Below are 26,119 nucleotides of genomic sequence, written 5' to 3'. Positions count from 1 at the left end.
GCGAGCCACCGAGGCAACCAAGCCCCCTCCCCGCGTTGTTGGCCGGACCCTCCGGGGCCCGCGCCCCATCACAGACCGGAGTCCCCCCCATGGCGATCCGCCCCCCCGCTCCCCCGGTGCCGCTCCCTCATGGGGCGGGTCCGGCCGTCGATCAGGCCCGCCTCGACGCCATCATGGCCGCGGTCGCGGCGCCCCTTCCCCGCTCCGGCGCGGCCGCGGCGCCGGTGGCCGGGCTGCACAATCCGGCAGAATGGCAGCGCCCGGCCCGCGGCGGCTCGGCCTCGGGCGTCGTCTTTGCCCCCGCCTTTCTCCAGCCGGGCGCGGGCAACGACCTGGTCGGCATCAACTTCAACGCCGAGCGCGGACGCGGCGCGCTGGCCATGCGCTACGGCAGCTTCGCGGTCTACCTGCCGCAGGGCGCCCTGCCGGCCGGCTCCGGGCTGCAGATGTCCTGGGGCAGCGCCTCCCGCCCGGCACAGGCGGATGTGCTGCGCCGCCACCCCGACGGATCCGGCGCGCATGTTCTGGTCACCACCCCCTTTCCCCCGGTGGCGGAGGGGCTGACCCTGCAATCCATGCTGCGGCGGGCGGGCGCCCTGGCGGACGCGCCCATCGGCATGTCGGCGCTGGCCAGCAGCGGCATCACCGGCAGCGTTTCCGTGGACGGCCGCTCCCTCGATCTCGCGCCCGCCACCCTGGCCTCGCGCTTCGACGACCACTGGCAGCGCGGCCCGCTGGCCGTGCAGCGCCGCGCGGTGGCCTGGCTGAACGATGCCGTGCGGCTCGTCGCGGACTTCACCTGCTTCGCGGACGGGTCGGTGGAGGCCGAATACGCCGTGATGGCGGACGGGCAGTTCGTGAACACGGGCGGCGTGTCCGCCTGGAACATCGATCTCACCCTCGCCCTGAAGGGCGCGAGGGTCTTCTCCGTTTCGGGCCTGCGCGTCGCCCATGGCTACGGCTTCGGCCGGCGCATCTTCACCGGCGTCTCCGCCGAGGAGAATGCCAGGGCCGACAGGCCCGAGCACAACGTCCAGATCGACCCCGCCTTCCTGATCCAGGTGGGCGCCCTGCCGCCCTACGCCCTGTCGACCGGGCTGAACGAGAGCACGCTGGCGGGCTACGGGCGCGTCCTCAATGCCCCCGACTTCCGCGCCCCCCTTTCCGTCGCGGGGATCCAGTCGCCCAACATGGGCGGCACCGGCGGGCGCGAGGACATCGGCCTGCTGCCCGGCTGGCACGCCAACTTCTTCACCACGCAGGACGGCCGGGCGCGCCGGATGATGATCGCCCAGGCGGAGGCCGCGCGCTCCCTGCCGATCAACCAGTTCGACCGTGCCCGCGGCGTGCCCGTGAACCTGTCGCGCGAGACCGGGCGCCCGCGCCTGTGGATGGATCCCCGCGGCGGCTCCAACCCGCCCAACACCATCTTCGGCAACGGCGGGCGGGACTGGGACGGCGGCCATCAGCCCCAGCTCGCCTACGGCGCCTACCTGGTCACCGGGCGCCGCTCCTTCTGGGACGCCCTGCTGTCCCAGGGGCTCTACGCCATGACCAGCACCTATGCGCCCAACCGCATCAAGACCGTGGCAGGTGCGCAGCGGGACTGGTGCGTGATGCAGAACAACCAGCCGCGCGAGGCCGGCTGGGCCATCCGCGACGTCTCCCTTGCCTCCCTGCTCTGCCCGGATGCCGTGCCGCTCAAGGCCCACCTGTCCGAGGTGGTGGAGTTCAACTTCGCCTACCTGAACTCCAAGGTGCCGGCCTGGAAGCAGGCCCAGGGCGAGCCCTTCGGCTGGCTGCCCGAGTGCAATCCCTATGACCGGGGTGCCCTCAAGCCCTGGATGCAGGACCACATCATGGCCGGCTGCTGGTGCGCCTGGCGCGCGGGGTCGCTGGAGGCGCGGCGCTTCGTGGCGGACTTCGCGCGCAACTGGATCATCGAGCGCGGGATGCAGCCGCCCAACGTCTTCCCGATGCAGATGGGCGGCTACTACGCCTTCGCGATCGGCAACAGCCACAACATCCTGCCCGGCCCGGTGCAGCACAACACCTGGGCCGAGCTCGCCACCGTCGCCCGCCCCGGGCGGAAGAACGGCGAAGGCTGGGACGGCGACGGCAACTACACCGTCCTCTGGGCGCGCTCCCTCGTGCTCGTCTGGCAGATGCTGGGGGACGAGCGCGCGCGCTGGCTGTTCGAGCGCATCCTCGCCTCGGGCGGCGCCTATACGGATCTGCGGACACAGAGAGGCAACAACATCGACGCGATGCGGCCGCTCGACCGCGCCTGAACGGCCAGGGGTGCCGCCCGTGCCGGGCGGCGCCCCTCAGCGGGCGGTGCCCGCGCGCGCCGCCACGATCCCGCCCGTGGCGATCACCCCCGCCCCCAGCAGCGTCCAGCCATCCGGCGGGTCCCCGAAAAACAGCACCGAGGACAGCGTGGCCCAGACCAGCTGCGTGTAGGTCATCGGCGCCAGAATGCTGGCGGGCGCCCGGGAATAGGCCTGGATGAGCAAAAAATGCCCGCTGGCGCCGAATATTCCGGCCAGCGCCATCAGCACCCAGCCCGTGGCGTCCGGCGCCTGCCAGACGAAGGGCTGCGCGAGCGCCGCCACCGCCCCGGCCGCGAGCCCCGTATGCAGGATGATGGTGGCCGGAGAATCCACCGCCGAGAGCTTGCGCGTGAGGATCTGGTAGGCCGCGAAGGACAGGGCGGTGCCCAGCGGCAGGAACAGCGCCCAGTGCGGCGTTTCCCCGGTCAGGAAGGGCGGGCGCAGCGCCAGCATCACGCCCAGCAGCCCGATCCCGATGCCCAGCCAGCGCCGCCGCCCCACCGTCTCCCCCAGCACCAGCGCGGCCAGGGCGGCGGTGAAGATGGGGGAGGCGAAGGTCACCGCCGAGGCGTCCGCCAGCGGGATGTGGAACAGCGCCACCACGAACAACCCGTTGGCGACCAGCAGGCAAAGGCTCCGCACCGCCTCCAGCCCCGGCGCGCGGCTGCGCCAGGGCAGCCGCCCCATGGTCATCCGCAGCGCCAGCGCCACCACCACCGTGTGGAAGGCGAAGCGCATGAACACGATCTGCGGGATCGGGTATTGAGCCGTCAGCACCTTGGTCAGCGTGTCCAGCACGACAAACAGGGCGATGGCCGCCAACTGGAACAACAGGCCGGCAAGGATCGGTGACATCGCGCCCAGCATCGCACGCGCGGCAGGGCGCGTCCCCCGCGCATGGCCAGAAGGCTCCTGCGCGTTCTTGGTCTGGCTCGGTGACGCCGGTGGCCCCCGGGGAAAGACTGCAAGGGCAGGAAGGGTGCCAGGGCGGTCAGGTCCGGAGAGCGCAGTGCCCTCCCCATGGGCCCAGGGCTCCCCGGCAGGCCCGGATCAGTCCGCCGTGACCTTGGCCTCCCGCGCGACAGGTCCCCAGACCGCGTCCTGCGCGCGGATCGTCTCCGCCAGTTCCGCACGGGTGGAGCCCACGGGTTCGGAGGCGAGGTCCCGCAGGCGGGCGGCCACCGCCCGATCGCGGGCAAGGGCGATCATGGCGTCTTCCAGCCGTGCCGCCTGGGCCTCGGCCATGCCGCGCGGGCCGAGCAGGGCCAGCCAGGTCTCGGCCACGAAGCCCGGCACGCTTTCCGCCACCACCGGCACCTCCGGCGCCAGGGCGGACCGCGTGGGGGAGGCGATGGCGATGGCCCGGGCCCGCCCGTCCCGCGCGGGCGGCAGTCCCGTCACCACGGTGTCGGTGTAGAGCGCGATGGTGCCAGACAGCAGGTCCGGCAGGGCCGGGCCGGTGCCGCGATAATGCACGATCGTGCAGTCCCGCCCGATCTCCCGCATCAGCAGCGCGACAGCCAGGTGCTGCGTGGTCCCGGCCCCCGGCGTGCCGCAGGGCAGCGGCCCGGCCGCGAGCCGCGCACGGAGCGAGGCGATATCGGTGATGCCCGCGTTCGGCGCCGCCAGGAACACCACGGGAATGGCGGCGAAGCGGCTGATGGGCGTGAAATCCGCCAGGGGGTCGAAGGGCATGGTCCGGTAGATGTGACGGTTGATCACCAGGGGCCCGGCCGGAATGGCGCCCAGCGTGTTGCCGTCGGGCGCCGCCTTGGCCACGGCATCGGCCGCGATGTTGCCGCCCGCCCCCGTGCGGTTCTCCACCACCACCGTGCGTCCCAGACGGGCCGCCAGTCCCTCCCCCATCACGCGGGTGAGGAGGTCGATGCCGCCGCCCGGCGGGAAGCCGACGATCAGGCGGATGGGCGGCTGGGTCTGGGCCGTGGCTGGCAGGGCGGCCACCAGGCCGAGCGCGAGGGCCCCCAACAGGGTTCTGGGCGACATGGGGCTTCCTCCGCGATGGTTTGCGCGGACCGTCCCCTTGGGGAGCGGCCCCGTCAACAGGCGCGGCTCAGCCCGGAACCATCACCCCCCGCCCGGTGGCCGATGACCCCGGCAGAAGGCACGACGTTCCGCAACCCCTTGGCTAGCCCGGATCAGCCCGGATCAACAGGCAGTCCGCCTCATGCGGTGCACCATGCGTGGCGGGCACCAGGGAGAACAGGTCGGCGAACATGAATCCCGCGGCCTGGAAGGATGACGTGGAATCCCTCCAGTCCGGCATGTCCTCAGTGTTGGGGCGGAACGACACTCCGGTCTGCACCAGCGGCACGCGCGGGAAGGTCTCGGGTCCACCACGCAGCACCGCCAGGTCGAAGCCATGCAGCAGATCGTCGATGCGCCCGATCCGAACCGTGAAGGTCGAAGCCACCGAGTTCCGTGGATTGCCGCCAACGGGCGCGAGAAAGGAGTTGAAGACGTTCAGGGCCATGCGATTGAACTGGCGCGTGGCGGATTCCGACCCGAGCGCCATTTGATGAAGACTCCATCTCTCGTCCGGCACCTTCGCGTTCCCGTCCAGTATGACCTTGCACAGCTCAGGGTCCGGCTCGACGGAGGCGATCGGGCCTGCAAAGCCCGCATTCGCACGAAGGGATGTGTAGAACTGCCCTTCGTTGGCGCTCACATCGATGACATGCCGAATATCGCAACGTTCAAGTTGCGGTCCCAGCTGGGATAAACGTCAAGCCCGACGTGGCTCGCCGCCTTCTGCACGAGACCTTTGAGCATCGTTGCCTCCCGGTGGGTGACGTCCGATGCATCCGTCTGCGTTGCTCGCCGTGATGTATTGCCTGGCGCGCGCCGGTCATTGTGCAGTTGCCGGCTCCGGGCACAACCCGGAATGCCGATCCCCTGCCCTACGCGCGCGGGCTCGCCACAGGTTTCCCTTGTGCCACCACACGGAGCGCCGGCCGCGCAGGTCAGGCCCGGGCGAGCCCGGTTGAAGGCACCAGTAGCGGGCCGCTGAAGAACAGGCACCTCACCCTTTCAGTTCGGAACCATCACCACCACCGCCTGCGCGGAGGCGCCGACCACCACGTCCTCCGCCTGCGCCACGGGAGGCGCTGGCGCCGCGCCCCGTGCCATGGCCTGGGCCATCATCGGCCGCACCGGGCCGGGATCGGCGGTTTCGAGGTTGATCTCCGCGATCCGCTCCACCCGCATGCCGATCCCGGCGGCCACGGCCTCCGCCCTCCGCCGCAGCGCCTCCAGCGCCAGGCCGGCCGCGTCCTGCCGGGCGGCGCGGGCGGAATCACGGCTCAGCCCATGGGCGATGCCGCCCAGCGCCAGCCCGCGGGACTGCAGCGTGCCCACCAGCTCCAGCAGCGCGGCCTGGTTGCCCGCGCGCAGGTTCAGCGCCTGTGCCGCCACCCATCGGGCCGGGTCCTCCTGCCGCCAGGTGCTGTAGGCCCCGGTGGAGGCCGTGACCCCCGCCGCGCCCCGCGCCGCCTCCAGCGCCGACGCCATGGCGCGGTTCACAGCCGCCTGTGCCCCGGCCGGGGTGGCGTCCCGCGCCTCAAAGCGCAGCGTCGCGCGCACCTCGTCCGGCGCCCGCGTCACCTCGGCGGACTCCGACAGCCGCAGCAGCGTGCCCGGCCCGGGATAGACGGCCGGCGCCGCAGGCTGGGCAAGCGCGGCCGCCGCCATCAGCGACAGGGCGAGAAGGGCCAGGGGGAAGGATCGGGTCATGCCGCGATCCTGCCCCGCCCGCATGGCGAAGATGCGGCAGCCTGCCGCCTCACGCCTTCCGCGACGGCAGCACCGCGCTCATCACCTGCCGCGCGGTGTCGAGGATCACCTGCCCCTTGTCCGGGTCGTGCAGCAGCGCGGAGGCGAACTGCGCGGCTTGCCCGAGCTGGGTGTGCGGCGGCAGCGGCGGCACGTTCGGGTCGGTGCGGATCTCCAGCACCACCGGCCGGTCGGAGGCCAGCGCCTGGTCCAGCGCCGGCCCGACCTGGGCGGGATCGTCCACGAAAAGGCCGCGCAGCCCCGCCAGCTCGGCGAAGCGGTGGTAGGGGAAATCGGGCAGGCGCTGCGTTTCCTCGAACTTGGGCATGCCCTCCATCACCCGCTGCTCCCAGGTCACCTCGTTCAGGTCCTGGTTGTTCAGCACGATGCAGACCCAGGTGGGGTTGGACCAGGAGCGCCAGTGCTGCGCCACCGTGATCAGCTCGGCCATGTTGTTCATCTGCATGGCGCCGTCGCCCACCATGGCGATCACCGGACGGTCGGGATGCGCCATCTTGGCCGCGAAGGCATAGGGCACCGCCGCCCCCATGCTGGCGAAGCTGCCCGAAAGCGACCCGCGCATGCCCCGCCGCATCTGCAGGTTGCGCGCGTACCAGTTCACCGCGGAACCGGAATCGCTGGTCAGGATCACCCCGTCCGGCAGGCGCTTCGACAGCTCCTGGAACGGAAGCTGCGGGTTCACCGGATCGGCGGCGGCCTCGGCCCGGCTTTGCAGCAGGGCATGCCACTCGCGGTTGCCCTTCGCGATCCCCTCCCGCCAGGAGGTGTCCTCCTTCTGCTCCAGCAGGGGCAGCAGCGCGCGCAGGCTTTCCGCGGCGTCGCCGGTCAGCGGCACCTCCATGGGATAGCGCAGGCTGAGCATGGCGGGCTGCAGGTCGATCTGCACCCCGCGCGCCTGCCCTTCCTTTGGCAGGAACTCGGACCAGGGAAAGCTCGATCCCACCATCAGCAGCGTGTCGCAGTCCTGCATCAGGTCCCAGCTCGGCCGCGTGCCCAGCAGACCGATGGTACCGGTGACCCAGGGCAGGTCGTCGGGCAGCACGTCCTTGCCCAGCAGCGCCTTGGCGGCCCCGGCGCCCAGCCGGTCCGCCACCGCCTCCACCTCGGCCGCCGCCTCGCGCGCCCCGGCCCCCACCAGGATGGCGACGCGCTTGCCCTCGTTCAGCACGGCCGCCGCGCGGCGCAGGTCCTCGTCCCGCGGGATCACGCGGGGCGGCGTCCAGCCGATGCCCGAATGGTTGGTGCCGTGGGCGTGGGGCGGGTCCTCGTAGGGTTCCTCCGACAGGTCGTTGGGAATGATCAGCGCGGTCACGCGCCGCTCGCCCATGGCGGTGCGCATGGCGCGGTCCACCAGGTGGCGCATCTGGGTGGGCACGCTGGCCTGCTGTACGAAGGCGCCGGCGACGTCCTTGAAGGTGCTCAGCAGGTCCACCTCCTGCTGGTAGTGCCCGCCGATCGCCGGGCGCACGGTGTGCCCGGCGATCGCCAGCATCGGCATGTGGTCGGCCGCGGCGTCGTACATGCCGGTCAGCAGGTGCGTCGCCCCCGGCCCGCTGGTGGCGAGGCAGACACCGACCTCGCCGGTGAACTTGGAATGGGCGCTGGCCATGAAGGCGGCCATTTCCTCGTGCCGCACCTGGATGAACTGGATCTTGTCGGTGCCGAAGCGCTGCAATCCGCCCAGCAGCCCGTTCACGCCATCCCCGGGATAGCCGAACACCCGCCGCACGCCCCAGGCATGCAGCCGTTCCCAGAAGAAGTCGCTGACCTTCTTCGCCATGAAGTCCTCGCAGCCGTTGTGGGGAGCAGGGGCCGGGCAGGATGGCCGGGCCATCGCGAACGCTTCCCACGAACGGTCCCCCGCGCCGGGCGGTTGCGCCCCGGCGCCGCCCGCAGGGGCCCGGTTGACGGAAGCGGAACCGGAGCAGACCCTCGCGACCAGCCCCATTGCGCCTCCCAGGCCGCGATCCCCTTCCCCGCTCGCCCGGACGCGCCCATGCCCCTTTGGCTCGCCGCCACCCTCTCCGCCGCGCTGTTCCAGTGCTGGCGCACCGCCCTCCAGCAGAAGCTGCGCGGCACCCTCTCGCTCAACGCCGCCGCGGTGGTGCGCTACCTCTACGGCGTGCCGCCGGGCCTTGCCCTGGTGGGCGCCTGGTGGTGGATCGGCGGCGGCACCCTGCCGGAATTCGGCCCGCGCGCCCTGCTCCTTTGCGCGGTGGGCGGGCTGCTGCAGATTTTCGGCACGGTGTTCCTCATCGCCTCCTTCGCGCCGCGCGGCTTCGCGGTCGGCACCGCCTATTCCAAGACCGAGGCACTGCAGGGCGCCGTCTTCGCCATCATCCTGCTGGGCGAGCACATTTCCCCCCTGAGCTGGGCGGGAGTGGCGATGGGCGTCTCGGCGGTGCTCTGGCTGTCGCTGGCCGGCCAGGTTTCCTCGCTCCGCCAGGCTCTGCGGGCCACGGCCCAGCCGGCGGCGCTCTGCGGCATCGCGGCCGGTGCCTGCTTCGGGCTCACAGGCATCGCCATCCGCGCGGCCAACCAGGACCTGGCCGCGGCCGACACAGTGCTCGGCGCGCTCTGCACCGTGGTGGTCACCAACATCATGCAGACGGCGATGCAGGGCGGCTGGCTGCTGGCGCGCGAGCCCGCCTCGCTCGCCGCCGTGTTCCGCACCTGGCGCAACGCCGCCCCGGTCGGGCTGCTCTCGGCGCTGGGCTCGGCCTGCTGGTTCACCGGCTTCGCCTCGGCCCCGGTGGCGCTGGTGCGCTCGGTCGGGCAGGTGGAGATCGTCTTCACCCTCGCCTTCGGCCGCTGGTACCTGAAGGAACCGCTGAAGCCGCGCGACGCCGTCGGGGCGCTGCTGATCGTGCTCAGCGTGGTGCTCGTCGTGATCGGCTGAACGAGGGCTGATTGGAAGCCGTGACCAGGGGCTGAACGGCGGAGCCCGCCCCTGGCCCTCTCCCGTCCGGGCTGCGAAAAGGGACGCGGATGGAACACGCGCCGCCCTTCCTCGCCAGCCTCGTCATCGGCCTCGCCGCCGCCTTCGGCTTCGGGCTGGCGGCGCGGGCGCTGCGAATGCCTCCCCTCGTCGGATATCTCGTCGCTGGCGTCGCCATCGGGCCCTACACGCCGGGCGTCGCCATCGACGGCGCCTTCACCCGCACCATGGCGGAGGTGGGCGTCGGCCTTCTCCTCTTCGGCGTCGGCCTGCACTTCCAGCCGCGCGACCTGCTGGCGGTCTGGCGCGTCGCGGTGCCCGGGGCCACGGCGCAGGTGGCGATCGGCACGCTGATGGGCACGGCCCTCGGCATGGCGCTGCCGGGCCTCGGCTTCGGCCCCGCCATGGTCTTCGGCCTGACGCTCGCCATCGCCTCCACCGCGGTTGCCACCCGCGCGCTGGAGGAACGCGGCCGCCTGTCCGGGGAGGCCGGGCGCATCGCCATGGGATGGCTGGTGCTGCAGGACCTTCTCGTGGTGCTCGGCCTCGTGCTGGTGCCCGCCGCCTCGGGCGAAGCCGGCGAGGGCATGGCCGGCGCGGTGCTGGTGGCCCTGCTCAAGCTCGCGGCCTTCGCCACCCTGATGCTGGTGGCGGGCCGCCGCCTGCTGCCCTGGGCGCTGCAACAGGTGGCCCGCTCCGGCTCGCGGGAGCTGTTCACCCTGGCGGTGGTGGTGGTGGCGCTCGGTGTCGCCTTCGAGGCCTCGGCCCTGTTCGGCGTGTCCTTCGCTTTGGGCGCCTTCTTCGCCGGCGCCATCCTCGGCGAGAGCGACCTCGGCCACCAGGCCGCGGCCGAGACCCTGCCGCTGCAGCGCATCTTCGCCGCCATCTTCTTCGTCTCGGTGGGGATGCTGCTGAACCCGGCGCGGCTGCTGGACGCGCCCGTCACCTCCATCCTGGCGCTGGCCACGGTGCTGATCGGCACGGGGGGCGCCAGCTTCGCCCTGCTGATCGCGCTGCGCGTCACGCCCGCCATCGCCGCGACGGTGGCCGCCTCCCTGGCCCAGATCGGCGAGTTCTCCTTCGTGCTGATGGAGCTGGCGATCGGCCAGGGCATCCTGCCCGACTCGCTGCGCGGCCCGGTCCTGCTCGGCAGCTTCGGGGCCATCCTGCTCATGCCCCTCACCTTCCGCCTTCTGGCCGCGCTCGCCGCCCGCATCCCCCGCCGCGCGCCGCCGGGGGCGGAGGGGCGCTCGCGCCTCGCCGCCAGCCTGCCGCGCATGGAGGACCACGCCATCCTGGTCGGCTACGGGCGCGTCGGCGTGCTGGTCGCGGCCGCGCTGCGCCGCCACAGCCTGCCCTTCGTGGTGGTGGAGGACGACCGCCACCGCACGGAGGTCCTGACCCGGCAATCCGTTCCCGTTCTCTGGGGCAACGCCACCCAGCCGGAGATGCTGGAGGCCGCCCATGCCGCCCGCGCCCGGCTGCTGATCGTCACCCTCCCCCTGGCCTGGGAGGCCCGGCGGGTGGTGGAGCTGGCCCGCGCCGCCAATCCGGGCATCGAGGTGACCGTGCGCGCCCATCACGATTCCGAGGTGGACTGGCTCTACGCCCAGGACTCCAGCGGCCTCGCGGTGATGGGCGAACGCGAGGTGGCGCTGGGCATCGCCGACTTCGCCATGCGCCGCATGGGGGTCGCGGCCGGCACCGCGCAGGAGACGGTTGATCTGCTCCGGAGGCGTCGCGTCGCGGACGCGGCTGTGGCAGGGCTGGGGGCATGACCCTTCGCTTCGAGCCCCCCGCCGGCACGCCGCACCTGACGCGCCTGATCCTGCTGCACGGCGCGGCCTGCGGCCCCTGGATCTGGGGAGATGGCTTCGCCCAGCGCCTGGCGGCCGCGGGGCACCCCTGCACCGCCGTCACCCTCCAGGGCGCCACCCTGTCCGACCGCGTCGGCACCGTGCGCGCCGCGCTGGAACAGGGGCCTGCCGTGCTGGTGGGGCATTCCCTCGGCGCGCTCATCGCCCAGCGCCTGCTGGACGACCCCCGCGTGCGCGGCGCCGCCCTGATGGCGCCGGTGCCGCCCGAAGGGCTCTGGTGGTCCAACGCCCATCTCGCCGCCTCCAACCCCGCGCTCTGGGGCGAGGTCGCGCGGCTCACCGGCTCGGGCGAGCCCTCCCCGGCGCTGGCGCGCGGGCTGTTCGGGCCGGGCATGGACCAGGGCGCCGCCATGCTCCACGCCGCCAAGCTGCGGGATGAATCCCCGGCCGCGCTGATGGAGGCGCAGATGCCCCAGCCCGTCACCCCCGGCTGGATCCACGGACGTCCCGTGCTGGTGCTGGGCGCCGAGCACGACCGCCTGATCCCACGCGACGCCATGGAGCGCTGCGCCGGCTGGCACGGGGTTGCCGCCCGCGTGCTGCCGGGGGTCGGACACCTGATGATGCTGGACGCGGGATGGGAGCTCGCGGCGGACCGGATCGCGGCCTGGGTGCCGGCCTGAGCCAGGCCGCCACCGGCGGCAGGTTGTCCTAGGCCGGCTGGCGCAGCGCCCCCACCGGCACCACCGGCCGGGACGCGGCATCGGTGAATTCGGCCAGGACCTCCTCCTCCGCCGCGATGTGCAGCTCCAGCAAGGCTTCCAGGGCGAAGAGGCTCCGCCGCAGTTCCGGGCCGGCTGAGGCCCAGCCGTCCTGGCTCCGCGCGACCGCCAGCAGGGCCGAGATCCGGTCAACCAGGGATTCGATGGCGCCGTGCATGCGCAGCAGCGCCCCCATCGGGTCCTGCCCGCCGAGCAGCGACGCGGCGGCGGGGTAAAGCAGCCGCTCCTCCTCCCGCTGGTGGGGCAGCAGCCGGGCGCGCAGGCCATCCCGCAAGGCCTCGATGGCCGGTAAGGCGGCCGGGCCGCCGGAGACGGCCTCGCCGGCATCCCGCAACGCCTCCACCAGCCGCCTCAGCTCCGCATGCTCCGCCATGCGGTCGCGCAGCCCCGCACCCGACGGAACGGTGCCGGGCGCGGCCTCGCCGGTTCCGGGCCAGAGCGCCGTCAGGGCGAACAGGATGGCGGCGACGTCGATCGCCTCCTGCAGAACCGCCCCGGCCAGCGGCGAAAGCCATCCGGCCGCGGCGAAGATCATCGCCCCTCCCGACAATCCCATGCCGAGCCCGATGGCCTGCAGGGCCACGCGGCGCGAACGCCGCGCGATGGCCAGCGCCTCGGGCACCCGGTCCAGGCGGTCCACGGTCAGCACCACGTCGGCGGCCTCCGACGCGGCGGCGGTGCCCTGGGCGCCCATGGCGATCCCGACATCGGCGGCGGCCAGGGCCGGCGCGTCGTTCACGCCGTCGCCGACCATGGCGGTGGGCGCGCGCGCACATTCCTCTCGCACGGCGGCAATCTTCTCCTCCGGCGTGCGCTCCGCCAGCACCGCGTCCAGGCGGAGCGCGGCGCCCACCGGCGCGGCCGCGCCCTCGCGGTCCCCGCTCACCATCACGAGCCGCCCGATGCCGAGCGCCCGCAGGCGGCGCACGGTGCGCGCGGCCTCCGGGCGCAGCCCGTCGGCCATCAGAAAGGCCGCCGCCACCCGCCCCCCGACCGCCAGCCACGCGACCGACCCCGCCGCGACGGAGGCCATCGCGCTCCACGCCGCCTCGGCCGCGATGCCCCGCTCGCGCAGGAAACCCTCGCTTCCCAGCGCCACCGCCTGGCCTTCGACCAGGCCCGACAGCCCGCCCCCCGGCCTCTCCTCCACGGCCCCGGGTGCTGCCAGCCGGAGCCCGCGTTCCCCGGCGGCGGCGGCCAGGGCGGCCGAGACGGGGTGGGTCGATCCCTGGGCCAGGCTGGCCGCAAGGCGCATCGCCTCGTCGCGGCCCATCGCCGGATCCGCCTCCACGGCCGCCAGCCTTGGCCGGCCCGGCGTCAGGGTTCCGGTCTTGTCGAACAGCACCGTCCGGGTCCGCGCCAGCCGCTCCAGCGCGCCGCCGCCCTTGACGACGATGCCGCGCCGGGCCGCCCGGCTGACGCCCGCGATCAGCGCGACGGGAGCGGCCAGGATCAGCGGGCAGGGCGTCGCCACCACCAGCACGGCCAGCGCGCGCGCGGCCTCGCCCGAGATGGCCCAGGCACCCAGGGCGACGGCGGCGGTCAGCCCCACGAAGGCGAGCGCCCAGCGGTCGGCCAGGCGCGCCAGCGGCGGCCGCTCCGCCGCCGCGGCCTGGGTCAGGCGGATGATCGCCGCATAGGTGCTCGCCTGGGCATCGGAGGTGGCGCGCATGCGGAAGGCGCCGCCGGCATTCACCGCCCCGCTGCGCAGCGCGGCCCCCGCGGCCACGCGCGCCGGAAGGGGCTCGCCCGTGAGGGCGCTCTCGTCGAGGATCGCGGCCTCGTCCTGCAGCAGGCCGTCCGTGGGCACGGTTTCCCCGGGCCGGACCAGGATCAGGTCGGAGGGGCGAAGCGCGCCGACCGCCACCTCCTCCATGCCGTCCCCGATCAGGCGCGCGGCATGGCGGGGGGCGCGCGCCATGAGGTCGGACAGGGCGCGCGTGGCCCGGCCCTCCGCCCAGGCCTCCAGCGCCTCCCCGCCCGCGACCATGAGGCCGATCACCGCGGCGGCCGCGGTTTCGCCGAGCAACAGGGCACCGAGGATCGCGGCGAGGGCGATCACGTCGACGCCCAGCCCGCCCCCCGCCAGCGCCCGCCCGACACCCAGGGCCACATGCGCCGCCACCGGCACGGCGGCCGCGGCCCAGACCCAGTGCGCCGGTCCGGCGAGGCCGAGCACGAACAGCGCGGCACCCGCCAGAAGGGCGGTGGCAACCCAGGGGAACAGCAGGGAATGGCGCATGGGCGGCGCCTCCAGTCAGGGGACGGGCGGCCGAACTCTAGCTCCCTCTCCCGCCCGGCCGCCAGAAACGGCCGCGAGGCCCCGGGAGGCGTCGGGGCGGGGCGTCCCCTGGCGTCAGCCGACCCGCATTCCCGTGTCCCGCGCCACCTTGCCCCAGCGCTCGCCGGCGGAAGCGATCCAGGCGGCGGCCTCCGCCGGCCCGCCCGCGTCCGGCTCCACCCCCCAGGCCGCCAGGCGGGCACGCGTGGCCGGCTGGGCCAGGACGGCGGCGACCAGCCCGGCCCAGTCCCGCCGCACCTCCTCCGGCACGCCCCGCGGCGCCATCAGCACAAAGGCGAAGCGCACGTCGAAGGCCGGGTGGCCCGACTCCGCCACCGTCGGCGTGTCCGGCAGCATCTCCATCCGGCGCGGGCCGGACACCGCCAGCGCCCGCAGCCGCCCGTCCCGCACGAAATCCGCGCCACCGGCCACCGCGATGAACCCCGCCGAAACCTGCCCGGCCAGCAGGCTGGTCATGGCCTCGGCATTGCCGCGAAAGGGAACGTGCTCAAAGGCGGCGGGGGGCAGGCCGAGCGCCGCGCGCAGGAACTCCATCGCCAGATGCCCGGGCGAGCCGCTTCCCGCGGAGGCGTAGAGCAGGGGCCGCGCCCGCGCCGCCCGCGCGAGCGCGGCGAGATCGGTGATGCCGGCGGAGGGGTGCACCAGCAGCGCCACCGGAAAGGTGCCCGCGATCGCCACCGGCTCCACGTCCACCGCCGGATCGAAGCCGGGATTGGCATAAAGATGGGGGTTGAGGCTGAAGGTGGTGTCGATCGCCAGCAGCAGCGTGCGCCCATCGGGGGCCGCGCGGGCGAGGAGGCCGGCGGCGATGTTGCCGTTCGCCCCGGCCCGGTTGTCCACCACGACCGTGCCGCGCGGGCGGTCCCCAGCGCCGGTGCCCCGCGCGGCGCCATCCGCCAGCAGCCGCGCCACGCCGTCCAGCGCCGCGCCCGGCGGGAAGGTGGCGAGGATGCGCGTCGCATCGCCCTGCGCCATCGCGGGCGCCGCCGCGCCCAGCGCCAGCAGCCCCGCCACCCGCCGCGTGATGATCCCTTGTGCCACGGTCCGCTTCCCCACCCGGCTACCCCCGGTTTCCACATGGCCTTAGCCTGGGCCGGGGAAACGGGGGCAAGCAAGATCGCGATGACCGCACGGAACGTTCTCTTCGTGATGGCGGACCAGTTCCGCTGGGACCACATGTCCTGCGCCGGGCACCCGCACCTGCCCACGCCCCATCTCGACGCCCTGGCCGCGCGCGGCGTGCGCTTCGCCCAGGCCTATGTGCAGTCCGGCATCTGCGGCCCGTCGCGCATGTCCTACTACACCGGGCGCTACGTTTCCTCGCACGGGGCCACCCACAACCGCGTGCCGCTCTCGGTCGGCGAGGTGACGCTGGGCTGGCACCTGCGCGAGGCCGGTCGCACCCTGGCGCTGGCCGGCAAGACCCATGTGCTGCCCGATGCGCGCGGGCAGAAGCGGCTGGAGGTGGACGGCGCGAGCGAGCTGAAGGTGCTGCTGGACGAGGGTTGGTTCACCCTGGTGGACCGGCACGACGGCCACCACGGCGAGCCCGATTCGGCCTATGCCGACTGGCTCCGCGCCAAGGGCTATGACAGCCCCGACCCCTGGACGGACTTCGTGATCGCGGTGGACGGCCCCGACGGCCCGCTCTCGGGCTGGAAGATGCGCAACGCCCGCTATCCGTCGCGCGTGGCCGAGGAGCACAGCGAAACCGCCTACACCACCGACACCGCCATCCGCTTCATGGAGGAGCAGGGGGACAAGCCCTGGGTGCTGCACCTTTCCTACGTGAAGCCGCACTGGCCCTACATCGCCCCCGCGCCCTACCACGCGATGTTCGGCCCCGAGGACTGCCTGCCGGTGGTGCGGTCCGAGGACGAGCGCGGCCCTGGCGCCCACCCCGTCCTCCGCGAGTTCCAGAACGAGGAGGTGGCGCAGAACTTCGCCCGGGACGAGACGGTGAACACCGTCCGCCCGGCCTACCAGGGCCTGATCGCCCAGCTCGACCACCATCTCGGCCGCGTCTGGGAGGCGATGGAGCGGCTGGGCCGCTGGCAAGACACGCTGGTGGTCTTCTGCTCCGACCACGGCGACTACCTGGGCGACCACTGGCTGGGCGAGAAGGAGCTGTTCCACGACTGCATCCAGCGCGTCCCCTTCCTCCTCTACGATCCCTCCGCCAGGGCGGACGCGACGCGCGGCACGGTGGAGGAACGCTTCGCCGAGGCGGTCGACGTGGTGCCGACCATCCTCGACGCGCTGGGGCTGGACCCGGCGGAGCACCTGATCGACGGCCGCTCCCTGCTGCCGCTGACGCGCGGCACGGCGGGGGCGTGGCGGGACGCGGCGGTGTCGGAGCTGGACTGGACCTTTCGCGGCGCCCGCCGCCGCCTGGGCCTGCCCACCGGCCACCACCACGCCTGGATGGTGCGGACGGAGCGCTGGAAATACGTCCACTGGACGGACGGCCTGCGCCCCATGCTCTTCGACCTCCGGGCCGATCCGGAGGAGCTGCACGACCTCGGCGCGGACCCGGCCATGGGCGGGGTGTGCCGGGAGATGCGCGAGCGCCTGCTCTCCTGGTTCGGGGAGCTGAAGCGCCGCACCACCATCACCTGGGCCGAGGCGGAACTCCGAACCGACAGCCACAAGCGTGGCGGCGTGTTCTTGGGGGAATGGTGAGCGCCGCGCGGGGCGTCAGGCCGTGAGGCCCGCCCGCGCCTCGGCCCGCACGGCCGCCCGGCCCAGCAACGCGCCCGAAACCAGCAGCACCACGCCGAGCGCCAGCATGGCCGCCATGGTGGTGACGCCCGCGGCCATCGGACGGCCGTGGCTGAAGGGATTCCACCCGATCACCCCGGCCAGCAGAACATAGACGGCCACCGCCAGGGCCACCGCCCCCAGCACGAAAACCATGAAACCGAGGATGTTCAGCAGCCGGGGCACCCGATGCTCCTTGATTGGTCCTGATCGCCGCGCGCGGCGGAACCTTGCACAGGTGGAACGCCTTGCGGAAGGGGCGCCCACGCACCCCATATGAACGCGCCGCCACAGGAACGCGCCCGCTTAGCAACGCCAAGGAGCCCCACCATGCCGATCGACGAGAGCCGCACCTTCCTGCCCGTGAACATCGCGGTGCTGACCGTCAGCGACACGCGCGACCTCGCCTCCGACCGCTCCGGCGAAACGCTGGCCGCCCGCATCCAGGCCGCCGGCCACCGCCTCGCCGAGCGCGCCATCGCGCGCGACGAGGCCGATGCCATCGAAGGCCATCTGCGCCGCTGGGTCGCGGACGCGCAGGTGGATTGCGTGATCACGACCGGCGGCACCGGCATCACCGGTCGCGACGTGACGCCCGAGGCCTTCGCCCGCGTGCTGGAAAAGGAGATCACCGGCTTCGGCGAGCTGTTCCGGATGCTGAGCTACGCCAAGATCGGCACCTCCACGATCCAGTCCCGCGCGATCGGCGGCGTCTCGGGCGGAACCTACCTCTTCGCCCTGCCGGGCAGCACGGGGGCGGTGAAGGACGCCTGGGACGACATCCTGGTCCACCAGCTCGACGCCCGCTTCCGTCCCTGCAACCTGGTGGAGCTGATGCCGCGCCTGCTGGAGCACCTGCGCGCCGCCTGACACCCCGCTCCTGGCAACTTCCCGCTTCCTGCCCACGTTCGGAGCCCTGAAACGGATGGAGGCGCGACATGGCAGACAGCGGCTTGCGGATGACCCGGCCTGGCGAGGCGGTCCCCTTCGAGATCCCCGGTGGGACCGGTCAGTTCAAGATTCAGATCCTGAACGAGGACCGCGACAAGGGCGTCGTCACCTCCATCGTCCACCTGCCGGCGGGAGGGGTGATCCCCGCGCACTACCACGATGCCGGGTCCGAGATGCACTATGTGCTGGAAGGCGACCTGATCGAGGCCGGTGAAACCCTGTCCGCCGGCGCCTTCCTCACCCACGCCAAGGGCGTGGTCCACGGCCCGCACGAGAGCAAGGGCGGCGCCAAGGTGTTGACCGTGCAGACCTGGCAGAGCGAGGGCGGCAACTTCGACTTCCGCCCCGCCGAGGGCGGCGGCGCCCAGGGTGGCGGTTCCCAGGCGGGCGCCTCACAGCCCGGCGCTTCATCCAGCAGCCAGTCCGGCAGCTCTGGCTCAGGCTCTGGTTCGGGCGCCGCCCAGCCGGCCAATGCCGGGGCCGAAACCCAGGAAGAAGCCGCGCAGGACCACCGGAACAAGGGCTACTCCTGACGCCCGGGCGGCCGCCTCCTTCAAGGCGGCCGCCTATCCCAGCGTGCGGGCGAACACCGCCGGGTCCACGTTCCCGCCGCTGATCACCACGCCCAGCACCCGCCCCTTCGCCGGCACGCGCCCGGCCAGCACCGCCGCCAGCGCCACCGCCCCGCCCGGCTCCACCACCAGCTTCAGGTGGTCGAAGGCGAAGCGCATCGCGGCCAGCACCTCCTCCGGCGTCACTGCCACGCCCCCCGCGAGGCGGGAGCGGTTCACCGCGAAGGTGATCTCCCCCGGCCGGATCGAGAGCAGGGCGTCGCAGAAGGTCGAACCCTTTCCGTCCGCCGAAAGCCTCTCCCCCGCGGCGAGGGAGCGCGCGGTGTCGTCCCATCCCTCGGGCTCGGCGGCGATGATCTCCGTGCCTGGGCTCGCTCCCTCCGCCGCCAGGGCGCAGCCGGCGATCAGCCCGCCGCCACCGGTGCAGACCACCATGGCGTCCATCCGCAGCCCAGCGGCCGTCGCGTCCTCGATCAGCTCCAGCCCGGCGGTGCCCTGGCCCGCGATCACGTCCGGATGGTCGAAGGGCGAGATCACGGCCGCCCCACGCTCGGCGGCCAGCCGGTTCGCCAGCGCCTCGCGGTCGGTGTTCAGCCGGTCGAAGAAGGTGATCTCCGCCCCCCAGCGCCGCGTGCTCTCCACCTTGATGCTCGGCGCGTCCTGCGGCATCGCGATCAGCGCTCGCACCCCCTCGGAGGCCGCGGCGCTGGCCAGGGCCTGCCCGTGGTTGCCCGAGGAATGCGTCACCACCCCGCCCGCGCGCTGCGCCCCGTCCAGGCGGAGCACGGCGTTGGTGGCGCCGCGGAACTTGAAGGACCCCGTGCGCTGCAGGGGTTCGGGCTTCACCAGCACGGTGCCGCCGGCCAGCGCATCCAGCACGGGGTGGCGCAGCATGGGCGTGCGCACCACGCGCCCGGCCAGGCGCGCGGCGGCGGCCCGCACGTCGTCATGGGTGGGAAGCGGGCTCATGCGTTCACCTCCGCGAAGCGGCGGGGATCGACCAGGGGAACCACGTCCCGCAAGCCCTCGGGGTCTTCGTCATTCACCAGCATCGCCAGCAGTTGCCCGGCCGCAGGGGCGGTCTGGATGCCGTAGCCGCCCTGCCCGCAGTTCCAGAAGAAACCGGGCGTACCGGAGGCGCCGATGGCCAGCCCTCGGTCGGGCGTGAAGGTGCGCAAGCCGGCCCAGCGGTGCTCCACGCGGCGCACGGGGATGTCCAGCGCCTGCTCGAAGCGATCCGCCGCGACCGCCACGTCCAGCTCGTCGGGCTGGGCGTCGCAGGGGTCGCTGTCGGTCTCGTCGGCGGGGGAGACCATGAGCTTCGACCGCGCCTCCGGCCGCGCGTACCAGCTGTGGGCCACATCCCCCAGCAGCGGCCATCCCGAGACATCGTGCGGTGCCGGATCAACGATCAGCGCCGTCCGCCGCTTGGGCTGCAACCCGATCGGCGCGACACCCGCGATGCGCGCCACCTCGTCGCCCCAGGCGCCTGCCGCGTTCACCAGCACCGGGGCCGCGAACACCTGGCTGCCGCTGGTTTCCACGTGCCAGTGCCCTTCAGCCCACCAGATCCGCCCCGCGCGATGCCGCAGCGCCAGCACCCCACCCTGCGCCCGCACGGCCCGCAGGAAACCCTGGTGCAGCGCGGCCACGTCCATGTCGAAGGCGTTGCGCTCGATCGCCGCCGCCGCCGCGTAGCCGGGGCGCAGCGCCGGGGCCATGGCGCGCACGTCCTCCGGCGTGATCGGCTCCACCCCCTCGCCCCGCGCCATCAGCGCCTCCAGCGCCGGCACCTGGTCGGGCGGCGCCAGGTGCACCACGGGGCGCGGCGCCATCAGCGGCGCATCGGCGAAACCGGGTGGCGGGTCGCGGAAGAAGGGGCCGGAGGCGGCGGTCAGGAGCTGCGCGTCCGGCGTGCCGTAGTTCAGGATCCAGATCGCGGCCGAGCGCCCGGTGGTGTGGTAGCCCGCGCTTTCCTCGGCCTCGATCAGCGCGGTGCGGCGGGTGGGGGCGAGATGGGCGGCCGCGGTGGCGCCGCCGATGCCCGCGCCGACCACCAGCGCATCGAAGAGTTGCATGTCCATGCCGGCATGGTGCGGCGCGGGGCGCGGGGCGGCAACCCGGCCGCGCAAGTTGACGCCCTCCCGCCACGCCCCTAAGTGCCGCTTCCCAAACCGCGGGTTTCCCCGGGGAAACCCGGCACGGTCCGACGCGAGGGCACCGTTTCCTCCGCGTCCCGATCCGTGGCAGACCCGGCGCCCCCTCCCTCCGGTTTCCCCCATGTCCGACCGCGCCGAGGCCCCGCCGGCCATCCTGCTCCGCGACCTTTCCCGCACCTTCCAGGGCCGCGGCAGCCCGTTCCGCGCGCTGGACGGCGTGTCCCTGGCGGTCGCGCCGGGCGAGATCTTCGGCATCGTCGGCCGCTCGGGCGCCGGAAAATCCACCCTGCTCCGCTGCGTGAACCTGCTGGAGCGCCCGGACACCGGCACCGTTTCCGTTCTGGGCGAGGACATCACGGGGCTGGACGAGGGCGCGCTGCGCCGGGCCCGCCGCGGCATCGGCATGGTGTTCCAGCACTTCAACCTGCTGTCCGCCCGCACGGTGGCCGGCAACATCGCCTTTCCGCTGGAGATCGCGGGCATGGGCCGGGCCGAGCGCGAGGCACGGGTGGCCGAGCTGCTGCCGCTGGTGGGGCTGGAGAACCGGCGGGACAGCTATCCGGCCCAGCTTTCCGGCGGCCAGAAGCAGCGCGTCGGCATCGCGCGCGCCCTCGCCTCCCGCCCACGCGTCCTTCTCTGCGACGAGGCGACCAGTGCGCTGGACCCCGAGACAACCGGGGAGATCCTCGCCCTCCTCCGCGACATCCGCGACCGCCTGGACCTGACGGTGCTGCTGATCACCCACGAGATGGCCGTGGTGAAGGCCGTCTGCGACCGGGTGGCGGTGATGGAGGCCGGGCGCGTGATCGAGCAGGGCCGCGTCTTCGACGTCTTCACCCGGCCCGCCCACCCGACCACGCGCCGCTTCGTGGCGGAGGTGATCGGCCATGTGGTGCCGCCGGGAACGGTGGCGCGCCTTCCCGCGCCGAACCCGGGAGAGGAGCGCCGCCTCCTCCAGGTTCTCTTTGCCGGCCCCTCCTCCACCCGCGCCGTGGTCAGCGAGGCCTCCCGCCGGTTCGGGCTGGACCTGAACATCGTGTCCGGCCGGATCGACGCCATCGGCGCCGAGCCCTACGGCCTCATGGCCCTGGCCGCCTACGGCCCGCCCGCCGCCATCGCGGAGGCCACCGCCTGGATGCAGAGCCTGGGCCTGGACGTATCCGACATCGCGGGGGAGGACCCGGCATGATCCCCTGGCTTCCCCCGGCGCTCACCGACCTGCTGGTCGAGGCCACCTGGCAGACCCTGCTGATGACCTTCGGCGGCGCCGTGGCCGCCATCGTCATCGGCCTGCCGCTGGCCCTGCTGCTGCACACCACCGGGCCGGAGGGGCTGTCCCCCAACGGCTGGCTGAACCGGCCGCTGGGGCTGCTGGTGAACGCCGTGCGCTCCACCCCCTTCATCATCCTGATGGTGGCGATCGTGCCCTTCACGCGGCTGGTGGCCGGCACCTCCATCGGCACCACGGCGGCCCTGGTGCCCCTTTCCCTGGCCGCCACCGCCTTCATCATCCGCCTGTTCGAGAACGCGCTGCGCGAGGTGGATCGCGGCGTGGTGGAGGCCGCCCGCGCCATGGGCGCCACCCGCACCCAGATCATGGCCCGCGTGCTGGTGCCCGAGGCCCTGCCCGGCATCATCGCCGCCATCACCGTCACCCTGGTCGGGCTGGTCGGCTATTCCGCCATGGCCGGCGCCATCGGCGGCGGGGGCCTGGGGGACCTCGGCATCCGCTTCGGCTACCAGCGCTTCATGCCGGAGGTGATGGCCACCGTGGTCGCGATCCTCATTCTCTTTGTCCAGGGCCTGCAATCCCTGGGCGACTGGCTCGTCCGGCGCTTCAGCCGGCGCTGAACCAACAGGAGTTTCAAGCCATGCTTCGCCGCCCCCTCCTTCTCGCCGCGCCCGCGCTGCTGCTCGCGCGCGGGGCCCTGGCCCAGGGCAGCAGCGCGATCGGCACCGCCGCCCGGCCGCTCCGCGTCGGCGTCACCTCCGGCGTCCACGCCCAGGTGCTCGAGCGCGTGCGCGACGCCGTGGCGGGCGAGGGCCTCGTTGTCCGCATCACCGAGTTCTCGGACTTCATCCAGCCCAACGTCGCCCTGCAGGGCGGCGAGATCGACGCCAACACCTACCAGCACCAGCCCTTCCTGGACGCCCAGAAGCAGCAGCGCGGCTACGACTTCGTGGCGGTGGGCAAGACCGTGCTGACGGCCATGGCCGTGTTCAGCCGCAAGGTGAAGGCGCTGACGGACCTGTCCAGCGGCGCCCGCGTGGCCATCCCGAACGACCCCACCAATGGCGGCCGCGCCCTGGTGCTGCTGGCCCAGGCCGGATTGTTCAAGCTGCGCCCCGGCGCCGACTTCCGCGCAACCGTGGCCGACATCACGGAAAACCCCAGGCGCATCCGCATCGTGGAGCTGGAGGCGGCCACCATCGCCCGCGCCATCGACGACGTGGACGCGGCCGCCATCACGGGCAACTACGCCGTGCCCGCCGGCCTGATGCCCGGGCGGGACAGCCTGGCCGCCGAATCGGCCGAGGGCGCGCGGACCAATCCCTACACCTGCCTCGTGGTCGTGCGGCGGGCGGATGCCGCGGCGCCCTGGGCGGCGAAGCTGGCGGCTGGCTACGCCGACCCGGCGGTGAAGGAGTTCGTGCAGCGCGAGTTCGGGGGCGCCGTCGTCTCGGGCGTCTGAACCCCGGTACCCACGACAAGGAAAGGCCGGGGGAACGGATCCCCCGGCCTTTTCCACAGGCCGGGCGCCTCAGGCGTCCGGCGAGATCACCATGCAGCTCCCGCGGGAGCGCATCCGGTCGCAGGCCGTCTGGGCGGCATCGCGCGACAGGCCCGAGACGCGGGCACGGTACAGGGTGCTGCGGCCCTGGGCCACGGGCATCACCACCACGCGCCCGTTGCCGGCGCCGCTGCGGGCCTGCCCGGCGGCGTCGCGCGCCAGGTTCTCGCTGGCGAAGGCGCCGACCTGAATGGCCCAGCCGCCCGGGGCCGCCTGAACCGGTGCGGGAACGGCAGCGCTGGCGCGCAGCACGCCCGCGGGCGGGGTGGCTCCCCGCGCCATCGGCGGGGACAGGGTGCCGGCCTGGGCGGGCGCGACCAGGAAGCCGAGCCCGCGCGAGGCCGGCCGCTCGAAGCTGGGGCGCTCGGGCGCGGGCATGGCCGGCCGGGCCTCGGCCGAAGCGACGGCGAAGGGACGCGACGCGGGCATGGGGGCGGGCGGGTCGGGGATAGGGTCCATCCGCGCCACCACCACGGAGGCGGGCGCGCGGGCATAGGTGGACCCATCCGGGATGGGCTCCATGCGGGACACCACCGGCGCGGACTCCCGGCCATAGGTGGAGCCGTCCGGGATCGGATCCATGCGGGACACCACCACGGGGGAGGGCTCGCGCGAATAGGTGGAGCCGTCGGGGATCGGCTCCATGCGGATCACGTTGGACCCGAGGGAGGCGAGCTGCGTCTGCACGGGAGCCGCCGCCGGCGGCGGCGCGCTGTAGCCATAGGTGGAACCGTCGGGAATCGGCTCCATCCGGATGACCGGGCCGGGCGCCAGCCGCGCCACCTGCACGCCGGGATCGACGGCGCGGCGCTGCTCGCGCAGCGCCAGCATGGTCGCGGTGTCGCCGGTGCGGCGGGACGGCGGGTTGAGGGAGATGTCCGCCGCGGCATAGACCTCGTCCGGCGCGCGGCGGTTCGGGTGGGCGCCCTGGATGCGCGGCCCGATTCGGGCGACGTAGTTGCGCGTCTCGTCCGGCATGCGCCCGCCAGCCCAGAGGTAGTTCTCCAGCCGCCGCGGCCCGCCGTTGTAGGCGGCCAGGAAGCCGGGGGAGCCGTAGAGCTCGTACATCTCGCGGATGTAGGCGGTGCCGGCCATCATGTTGGACCAGGGGTGGTAGGGGTCGTCGCCCAGCCCGTACTTGGCGTTCAGCTCGGCATAGGTGCCGGGCATGAGCTGCAGCAGGCCCATGGCGCCGACGCGGGAGGTGGCGGAAACGCGACCGCCGCTTTCCTGGCGCATCACCTCGCGGATCCAGCGCTCCGGCACGTCGAATCGGGCGGAGGCTTCCTTGATGTAGGGCCCCCAGGGGTCGGAGGAGGAACCGGGCGGGTCGTAGCTCGCCAACCGGCTGTTGGAGGTGGCGCGGAGATTGCTGCCCACGGAAACGGGACCGGTTTCGGACTGGCTTCCGCAGGCCGCCAGCGCCGCCAGCACCGACATGGCCGCCAATGCGCGTGCCCCGCGCGCCAGGCCGCGCGCGCGCGCTCCTCGACCGATCAGGTTCATCCCCTCAACCCCCTGTCCCATGCCCGACCGGATGAACCGGCCGGCGCGAGGACCCCCGGAGCCGCGTCCCCACGCGGCACCACCGGCCCCCGCCGGCTGCGAGCCATTGTCGCAGCAGCAGGGCTAACGGATGCTTGGCGCCGCCGCAAGGAGACTTTGTGGCGCAAAGAGGCACGCAACGTTCCGCGATCACGACGAAATCCGCCCCGCAGGCCATTGATGCGGCTGCATCGGGAAGGGCTTTCGGCCGTTATTCCCCCACGTGTTACGCGCGATGTAACGCCGGGACTCCCGGGCTGGCGGATCAGGTCCGGCGCCCAATCTTGCACCCTGCAAGACGCAGGATCCGCTTTCCGAAGGAACGCCCATGGCCGCCCGCGACCACCGCCTTTCCCTTTTGCCTGCCACGCTCGGCGCCGTCCTGATCGCGGGTGGGCTTTCGGCCTGCGCGCCCCGCGAAACCGGCGAGGTCTACAGCCCCGCGGCCGTCGGGCGCACCGCGGCGGTGTCCTACGGCACCATCGTCGGCACGCGGCCGGTGACCATCCGCGGCAGTGGCGGGGGGGTCGGCACGGTGGCAGGCGCGGTCGCGGGGGGCGTGGCAGGCTCGTTCATCGGCGGCGACCCGCGCTCGAACGTGCTGGGCGGGCTGGGCGGCGCGCTTCTGGGCGGGCTGGCCGGCAACGCCATCGGCAGCGGCGCCAGCTCTGGCCAGGCCGTGGAGTTCACGGTGCGGGAGGACACGGGCGGCGACTTCCAGGTGGTGCAGACCAACGAGGAAGGGCTGCAGGCCGGCGACCGGGTGGTGATCTCGCGCGGCGACCGCACGCGGCTGGCCCGCGCGGCTGGCGGACCGCCGCCCACGGCCGCCTACCGGCCGCCCGTTTTTCAGCAGCAGGGCTACCCGCAGCCAGGTTATGCCACGCCCGGCGCTGGCCAGGCGGAATTCCCCCAGGCGGGCTATCCGCAGCCCGGCTACAACCAGCCCGTCTACACCCAGCCCTCCTACGAGGCCCCGGCCCAGGTCTCGCCCTATGCCAGTGTGCCCTATCCAGGCGGCGTTCTACGCTGAACCCCGGCGTGGCTAGCGACCGGCGGGGCGGCGGTGTATAGGCCGGCCCGATGCTGTCCGGTCCGCTTGTTCCCTCGGAAACCCATGTCTTCGACGCGGCGGCGCCACGGCGGGATACCCCGTTTTGGACGAACCTCAGGGTAGGGTCGGCCTCCCGGCGCCCGGGCTTTCGGGTTTAGATTGATGGCGCGGATTGAGGCGCGTGGGTTGCGGGTGGAGTTCCCGCTGTATCATCTGGGTGCGCGCAGCCTGAAGAAGCGGCTGCTGGCGCGTGCGGCGGCGCGGGTGCGGACCGACGAGAGCAACCGGGTGGTGGTGAGCGCGC

22 protein-coding genes are annotated in these 26,119 nt (G+C 73.3%); 11 read left to right on the top strand and 11 right to left on the bottom strand.

Annotated features, from left to right (window positions below; all coding sequences use genetic code 11):
- Positions 1-89: 89 nt before the first annotated feature.
- Entirely contained in the window at positions 90-2,291 is a 2,202-nt protein-coding gene (locus tag ACFFIC_RS29775; protein WP_377057244.1) for a hypothetical protein, read from the top strand.
- Positions 2,292-2,327: 36 nt separating this feature from the next.
- On the opposite strand, the gene ACFFIC_RS29770 is transcribed toward ACFFIC_RS29775, so the two are convergent.
- The 5 genes from ACFFIC_RS29770 to ACFFIC_RS29750 all read right to left on the bottom strand — a co-directional run bounded on the left by ACFFIC_RS29770 (position 2,328) and on the right by ACFFIC_RS29750 (position 7,923).
- Positions 2,328-3,188, bottom strand: coding sequence for a DMT family transporter (locus ACFFIC_RS29770; protein WP_377057243.1), 861 nt, complete (start codon positions 3,186-3,188; stop codon positions 2,328-2,330).
- A 195-nt stretch (positions 3,189-3,383) separates the two neighbouring features.
- Positions 3,384-4,337 (bottom strand): Bug family tripartite tricarboxylate transporter substrate binding protein, encoded by a 954-nt coding sequence (locus tag ACFFIC_RS29765; protein WP_377057242.1) that lies wholly within the window; start codon positions 4,335-4,337, stop codon positions 3,384-3,386.
- A gap of 142 nt (positions 4,338-4,479) precedes the next feature.
- The gene (locus tag ACFFIC_RS29760; protein WP_377057241.1) at positions 4,480-5,019 is read right to left on the bottom strand and encodes a class I SAM-dependent methyltransferase; all 540 of its coding nucleotides are present in this window, start codon (positions 5,017-5,019) and stop codon (positions 4,480-4,482) included.
- A 362-nt stretch (positions 5,020-5,381) separates the two neighbouring features.
- Positions 5,382-6,083, bottom strand: a complete 702-nt coding sequence (locus ACFFIC_RS29755; RefSeq protein WP_377057240.1) for an SIMPL domain-containing protein — start codon at positions 6,081-6,083, stop codon at positions 5,382-5,384.
- A 49-nt stretch (positions 6,084-6,132) separates the two neighbouring features.
- Positions 6,133-7,923, bottom strand: a complete 1,791-nt coding sequence (locus ACFFIC_RS29750; protein WP_377057261.1) for a thiamine pyrophosphate-requiring protein — start codon at positions 7,921-7,923, stop codon at positions 6,133-6,135.
- Between the two features lie 216 nt (positions 7,924-8,139).
- On the opposite strand from ACFFIC_RS29750, the gene ACFFIC_RS29745 reads away from it, so the two are divergent.
- From ACFFIC_RS29745 to ACFFIC_RS29735, 3 genes are all read left to right on the top strand, one after another.
- On the top strand, positions 8,140-9,042 hold the full coding sequence (locus ACFFIC_RS29745) for an EamA family transporter (RefSeq protein ID WP_377057239.1): 903 nt from the start codon (positions 8,140-8,142) through the stop codon (positions 9,040-9,042).
- A gap of 89 nt (positions 9,043-9,131) precedes the next feature.
- Positions 9,132-10,859 (top strand): cation:proton antiporter domain-containing protein, encoded by a 1,728-nt coding sequence (locus ACFFIC_RS29740; RefSeq protein ID WP_377057238.1) that lies wholly within the window; start codon positions 9,132-9,134, stop codon positions 10,857-10,859.
- The gene (locus ACFFIC_RS29735; protein ID WP_377057237.1) at positions 10,856-11,581 is read left to right on the top strand and encodes an alpha/beta hydrolase; all 726 of its coding nucleotides are present in this window, start codon (positions 10,856-10,858) and stop codon (positions 11,579-11,581) included. Before ACFFIC_RS29740 ends, ACFFIC_RS29735 begins: the two co-directional genes overlap by 4 nt.
- A gap of 28 nt (positions 11,582-11,609) precedes the next feature.
- Here ACFFIC_RS29735 and ACFFIC_RS29730 read toward each other — a convergent pair whose 3' ends face one another.
- The gene (locus ACFFIC_RS29730; protein WP_377057236.1) at positions 11,610-13,922 is read right to left on the bottom strand and encodes a heavy metal translocating P-type ATPase; all 2,313 of its coding nucleotides are present in this window, start codon (positions 13,920-13,922) and stop codon (positions 11,610-11,612) included.
- Between the two features lie 114 nt (positions 13,923-14,036).
- Positions 14,037-15,023: a Bug family tripartite tricarboxylate transporter substrate binding protein gene (locus ACFFIC_RS29725; protein WP_377057235.1), complete on the bottom strand. Its 987-nt coding sequence runs from the start codon at positions 15,021-15,023 to the stop codon at positions 14,037-14,039.
- Positions 15,024-15,104: 81 nt separating this feature from the next.
- On the opposite strand from ACFFIC_RS29725, the gene ACFFIC_RS29720 reads away from it, so the two are divergent.
- Positions 15,105-16,664, top strand: a complete 1,560-nt coding sequence (locus ACFFIC_RS29720; protein ID WP_377057234.1) for a sulfatase-like hydrolase/transferase — start codon at positions 15,105-15,107, stop codon at positions 16,662-16,664.
- Between the two features lie 15 nt (positions 16,665-16,679).
- Here ACFFIC_RS29720 and ACFFIC_RS29715 read toward each other — a convergent pair whose 3' ends face one another.
- Positions 16,680-16,928 (bottom strand): hypothetical protein, encoded by a 249-nt coding sequence (locus tag ACFFIC_RS29715; protein ID WP_377057233.1) that lies wholly within the window; start codon positions 16,926-16,928, stop codon positions 16,680-16,682.
- A 144-nt stretch (positions 16,929-17,072) separates the two neighbouring features.
- Here ACFFIC_RS29715 and moaB point away from each other — a divergent pair, with 144 nt between their 5' ends.
- Both moaB and ACFFIC_RS29705 read left to right on the top strand, forming a co-directional pair.
- The gene (gene moaB / locus ACFFIC_RS29710; protein ID WP_377057232.1) at positions 17,073-17,612 is read left to right on the top strand and encodes a molybdenum cofactor biosynthesis protein B; all 540 of its coding nucleotides are present in this window, start codon (positions 17,073-17,075) and stop codon (positions 17,610-17,612) included.
- 68 nt (positions 17,613-17,680) lie between these two features.
- Entirely contained in the window at positions 17,681-18,226 is a 546-nt protein-coding gene (locus ACFFIC_RS29705; RefSeq protein ID WP_377057231.1) for a cupin domain-containing protein, read from the top strand.
- Between the two features lie 33 nt (positions 18,227-18,259).
- Here ACFFIC_RS29705 and ACFFIC_RS29700 read toward each other — a convergent pair whose 3' ends face one another.
- Together ACFFIC_RS29700 and ACFFIC_RS29695 are read right to left on the bottom strand one after the other, a co-directional pair.
- The gene (locus ACFFIC_RS29700) at positions 18,260-19,234 is read right to left on the bottom strand and encodes a threonine ammonia-lyase (RefSeq protein WP_377057230.1); all 975 of its coding nucleotides are present in this window, start codon (positions 19,232-19,234) and stop codon (positions 18,260-18,262) included.
- On the bottom strand, positions 19,231-20,397 hold the full coding sequence (locus ACFFIC_RS29695; protein WP_377057229.1) for an NAD(P)/FAD-dependent oxidoreductase: 1,167 nt from the start codon (positions 20,395-20,397) through the stop codon (positions 19,231-19,233). The genes ACFFIC_RS29700 and ACFFIC_RS29695 overlap by 4 nt, the downstream gene beginning before the upstream one ends.
- A 148-nt stretch (positions 20,398-20,545) precedes the next feature.
- Here ACFFIC_RS29695 and ACFFIC_RS29690 point away from each other — a divergent pair, with 148 nt between their 5' ends.
- The 3 genes from ACFFIC_RS29690 to ACFFIC_RS29680 are packed head-to-tail and all read left to right on the top strand — an operon-like array spanning position 20,546 to position 23,117.
- Entirely contained in the window at positions 20,546-21,613 is a 1,068-nt protein-coding gene (locus tag ACFFIC_RS29690) for a methionine ABC transporter ATP-binding protein (protein ID WP_377057228.1), read from the top strand.
- Positions 21,610-22,275: a methionine ABC transporter permease gene (locus tag ACFFIC_RS29685; protein ID WP_377057227.1), complete on the top strand. Its 666-nt coding sequence runs from the start codon at positions 21,610-21,612 to the stop codon at positions 22,273-22,275. Before ACFFIC_RS29690 ends, ACFFIC_RS29685 begins: the two co-directional genes overlap by 4 nt.
- Positions 22,276-22,295: 20 nt before the next feature.
- On the top strand, positions 22,296-23,117 hold the full coding sequence (locus ACFFIC_RS29680) for a MetQ/NlpA family ABC transporter substrate-binding protein (RefSeq protein WP_377057226.1): 822 nt from the start codon (positions 22,296-22,298) through the stop codon (positions 23,115-23,117).
- Positions 23,118-23,186: 69 nt separating this feature from the next.
- Here the strand turns inward: ACFFIC_RS29680 and ACFFIC_RS29675 are convergent, their stop codons facing one another.
- Positions 23,187-24,722 (bottom strand): transglycosylase SLT domain-containing protein, encoded by a 1,536-nt coding sequence (locus tag ACFFIC_RS29675; RefSeq protein ID WP_377057225.1) that lies wholly within the window; start codon positions 24,720-24,722, stop codon positions 23,187-23,189.
- 367 nt (positions 24,723-25,089) lie between these two features.
- On the opposite strand from ACFFIC_RS29675, the gene ACFFIC_RS29670 reads away from it, so the two are divergent.
- On the top strand, positions 25,090-25,794 hold the full coding sequence (locus tag ACFFIC_RS29670; protein ID WP_377057224.1) for a glycine zipper 2TM domain-containing protein: 705 nt from the start codon (positions 25,090-25,092) through the stop codon (positions 25,792-25,794).
- The last annotated feature ends 325 nt before the right edge of the window (positions 25,795-26,119 follow it).

Origin of the sequence: Muricoccus vinaceus (assembly GCF_042433125.1) — a bacterium.
Classification (GTDB): Bacteria; Pseudomonadota; Alphaproteobacteria; order Acetobacterales; family Acetobacteraceae; genus Roseomonas; species Roseomonas vinacea.
This window is presented reverse-complemented; position numbering and strand designations above follow the sequence as displayed.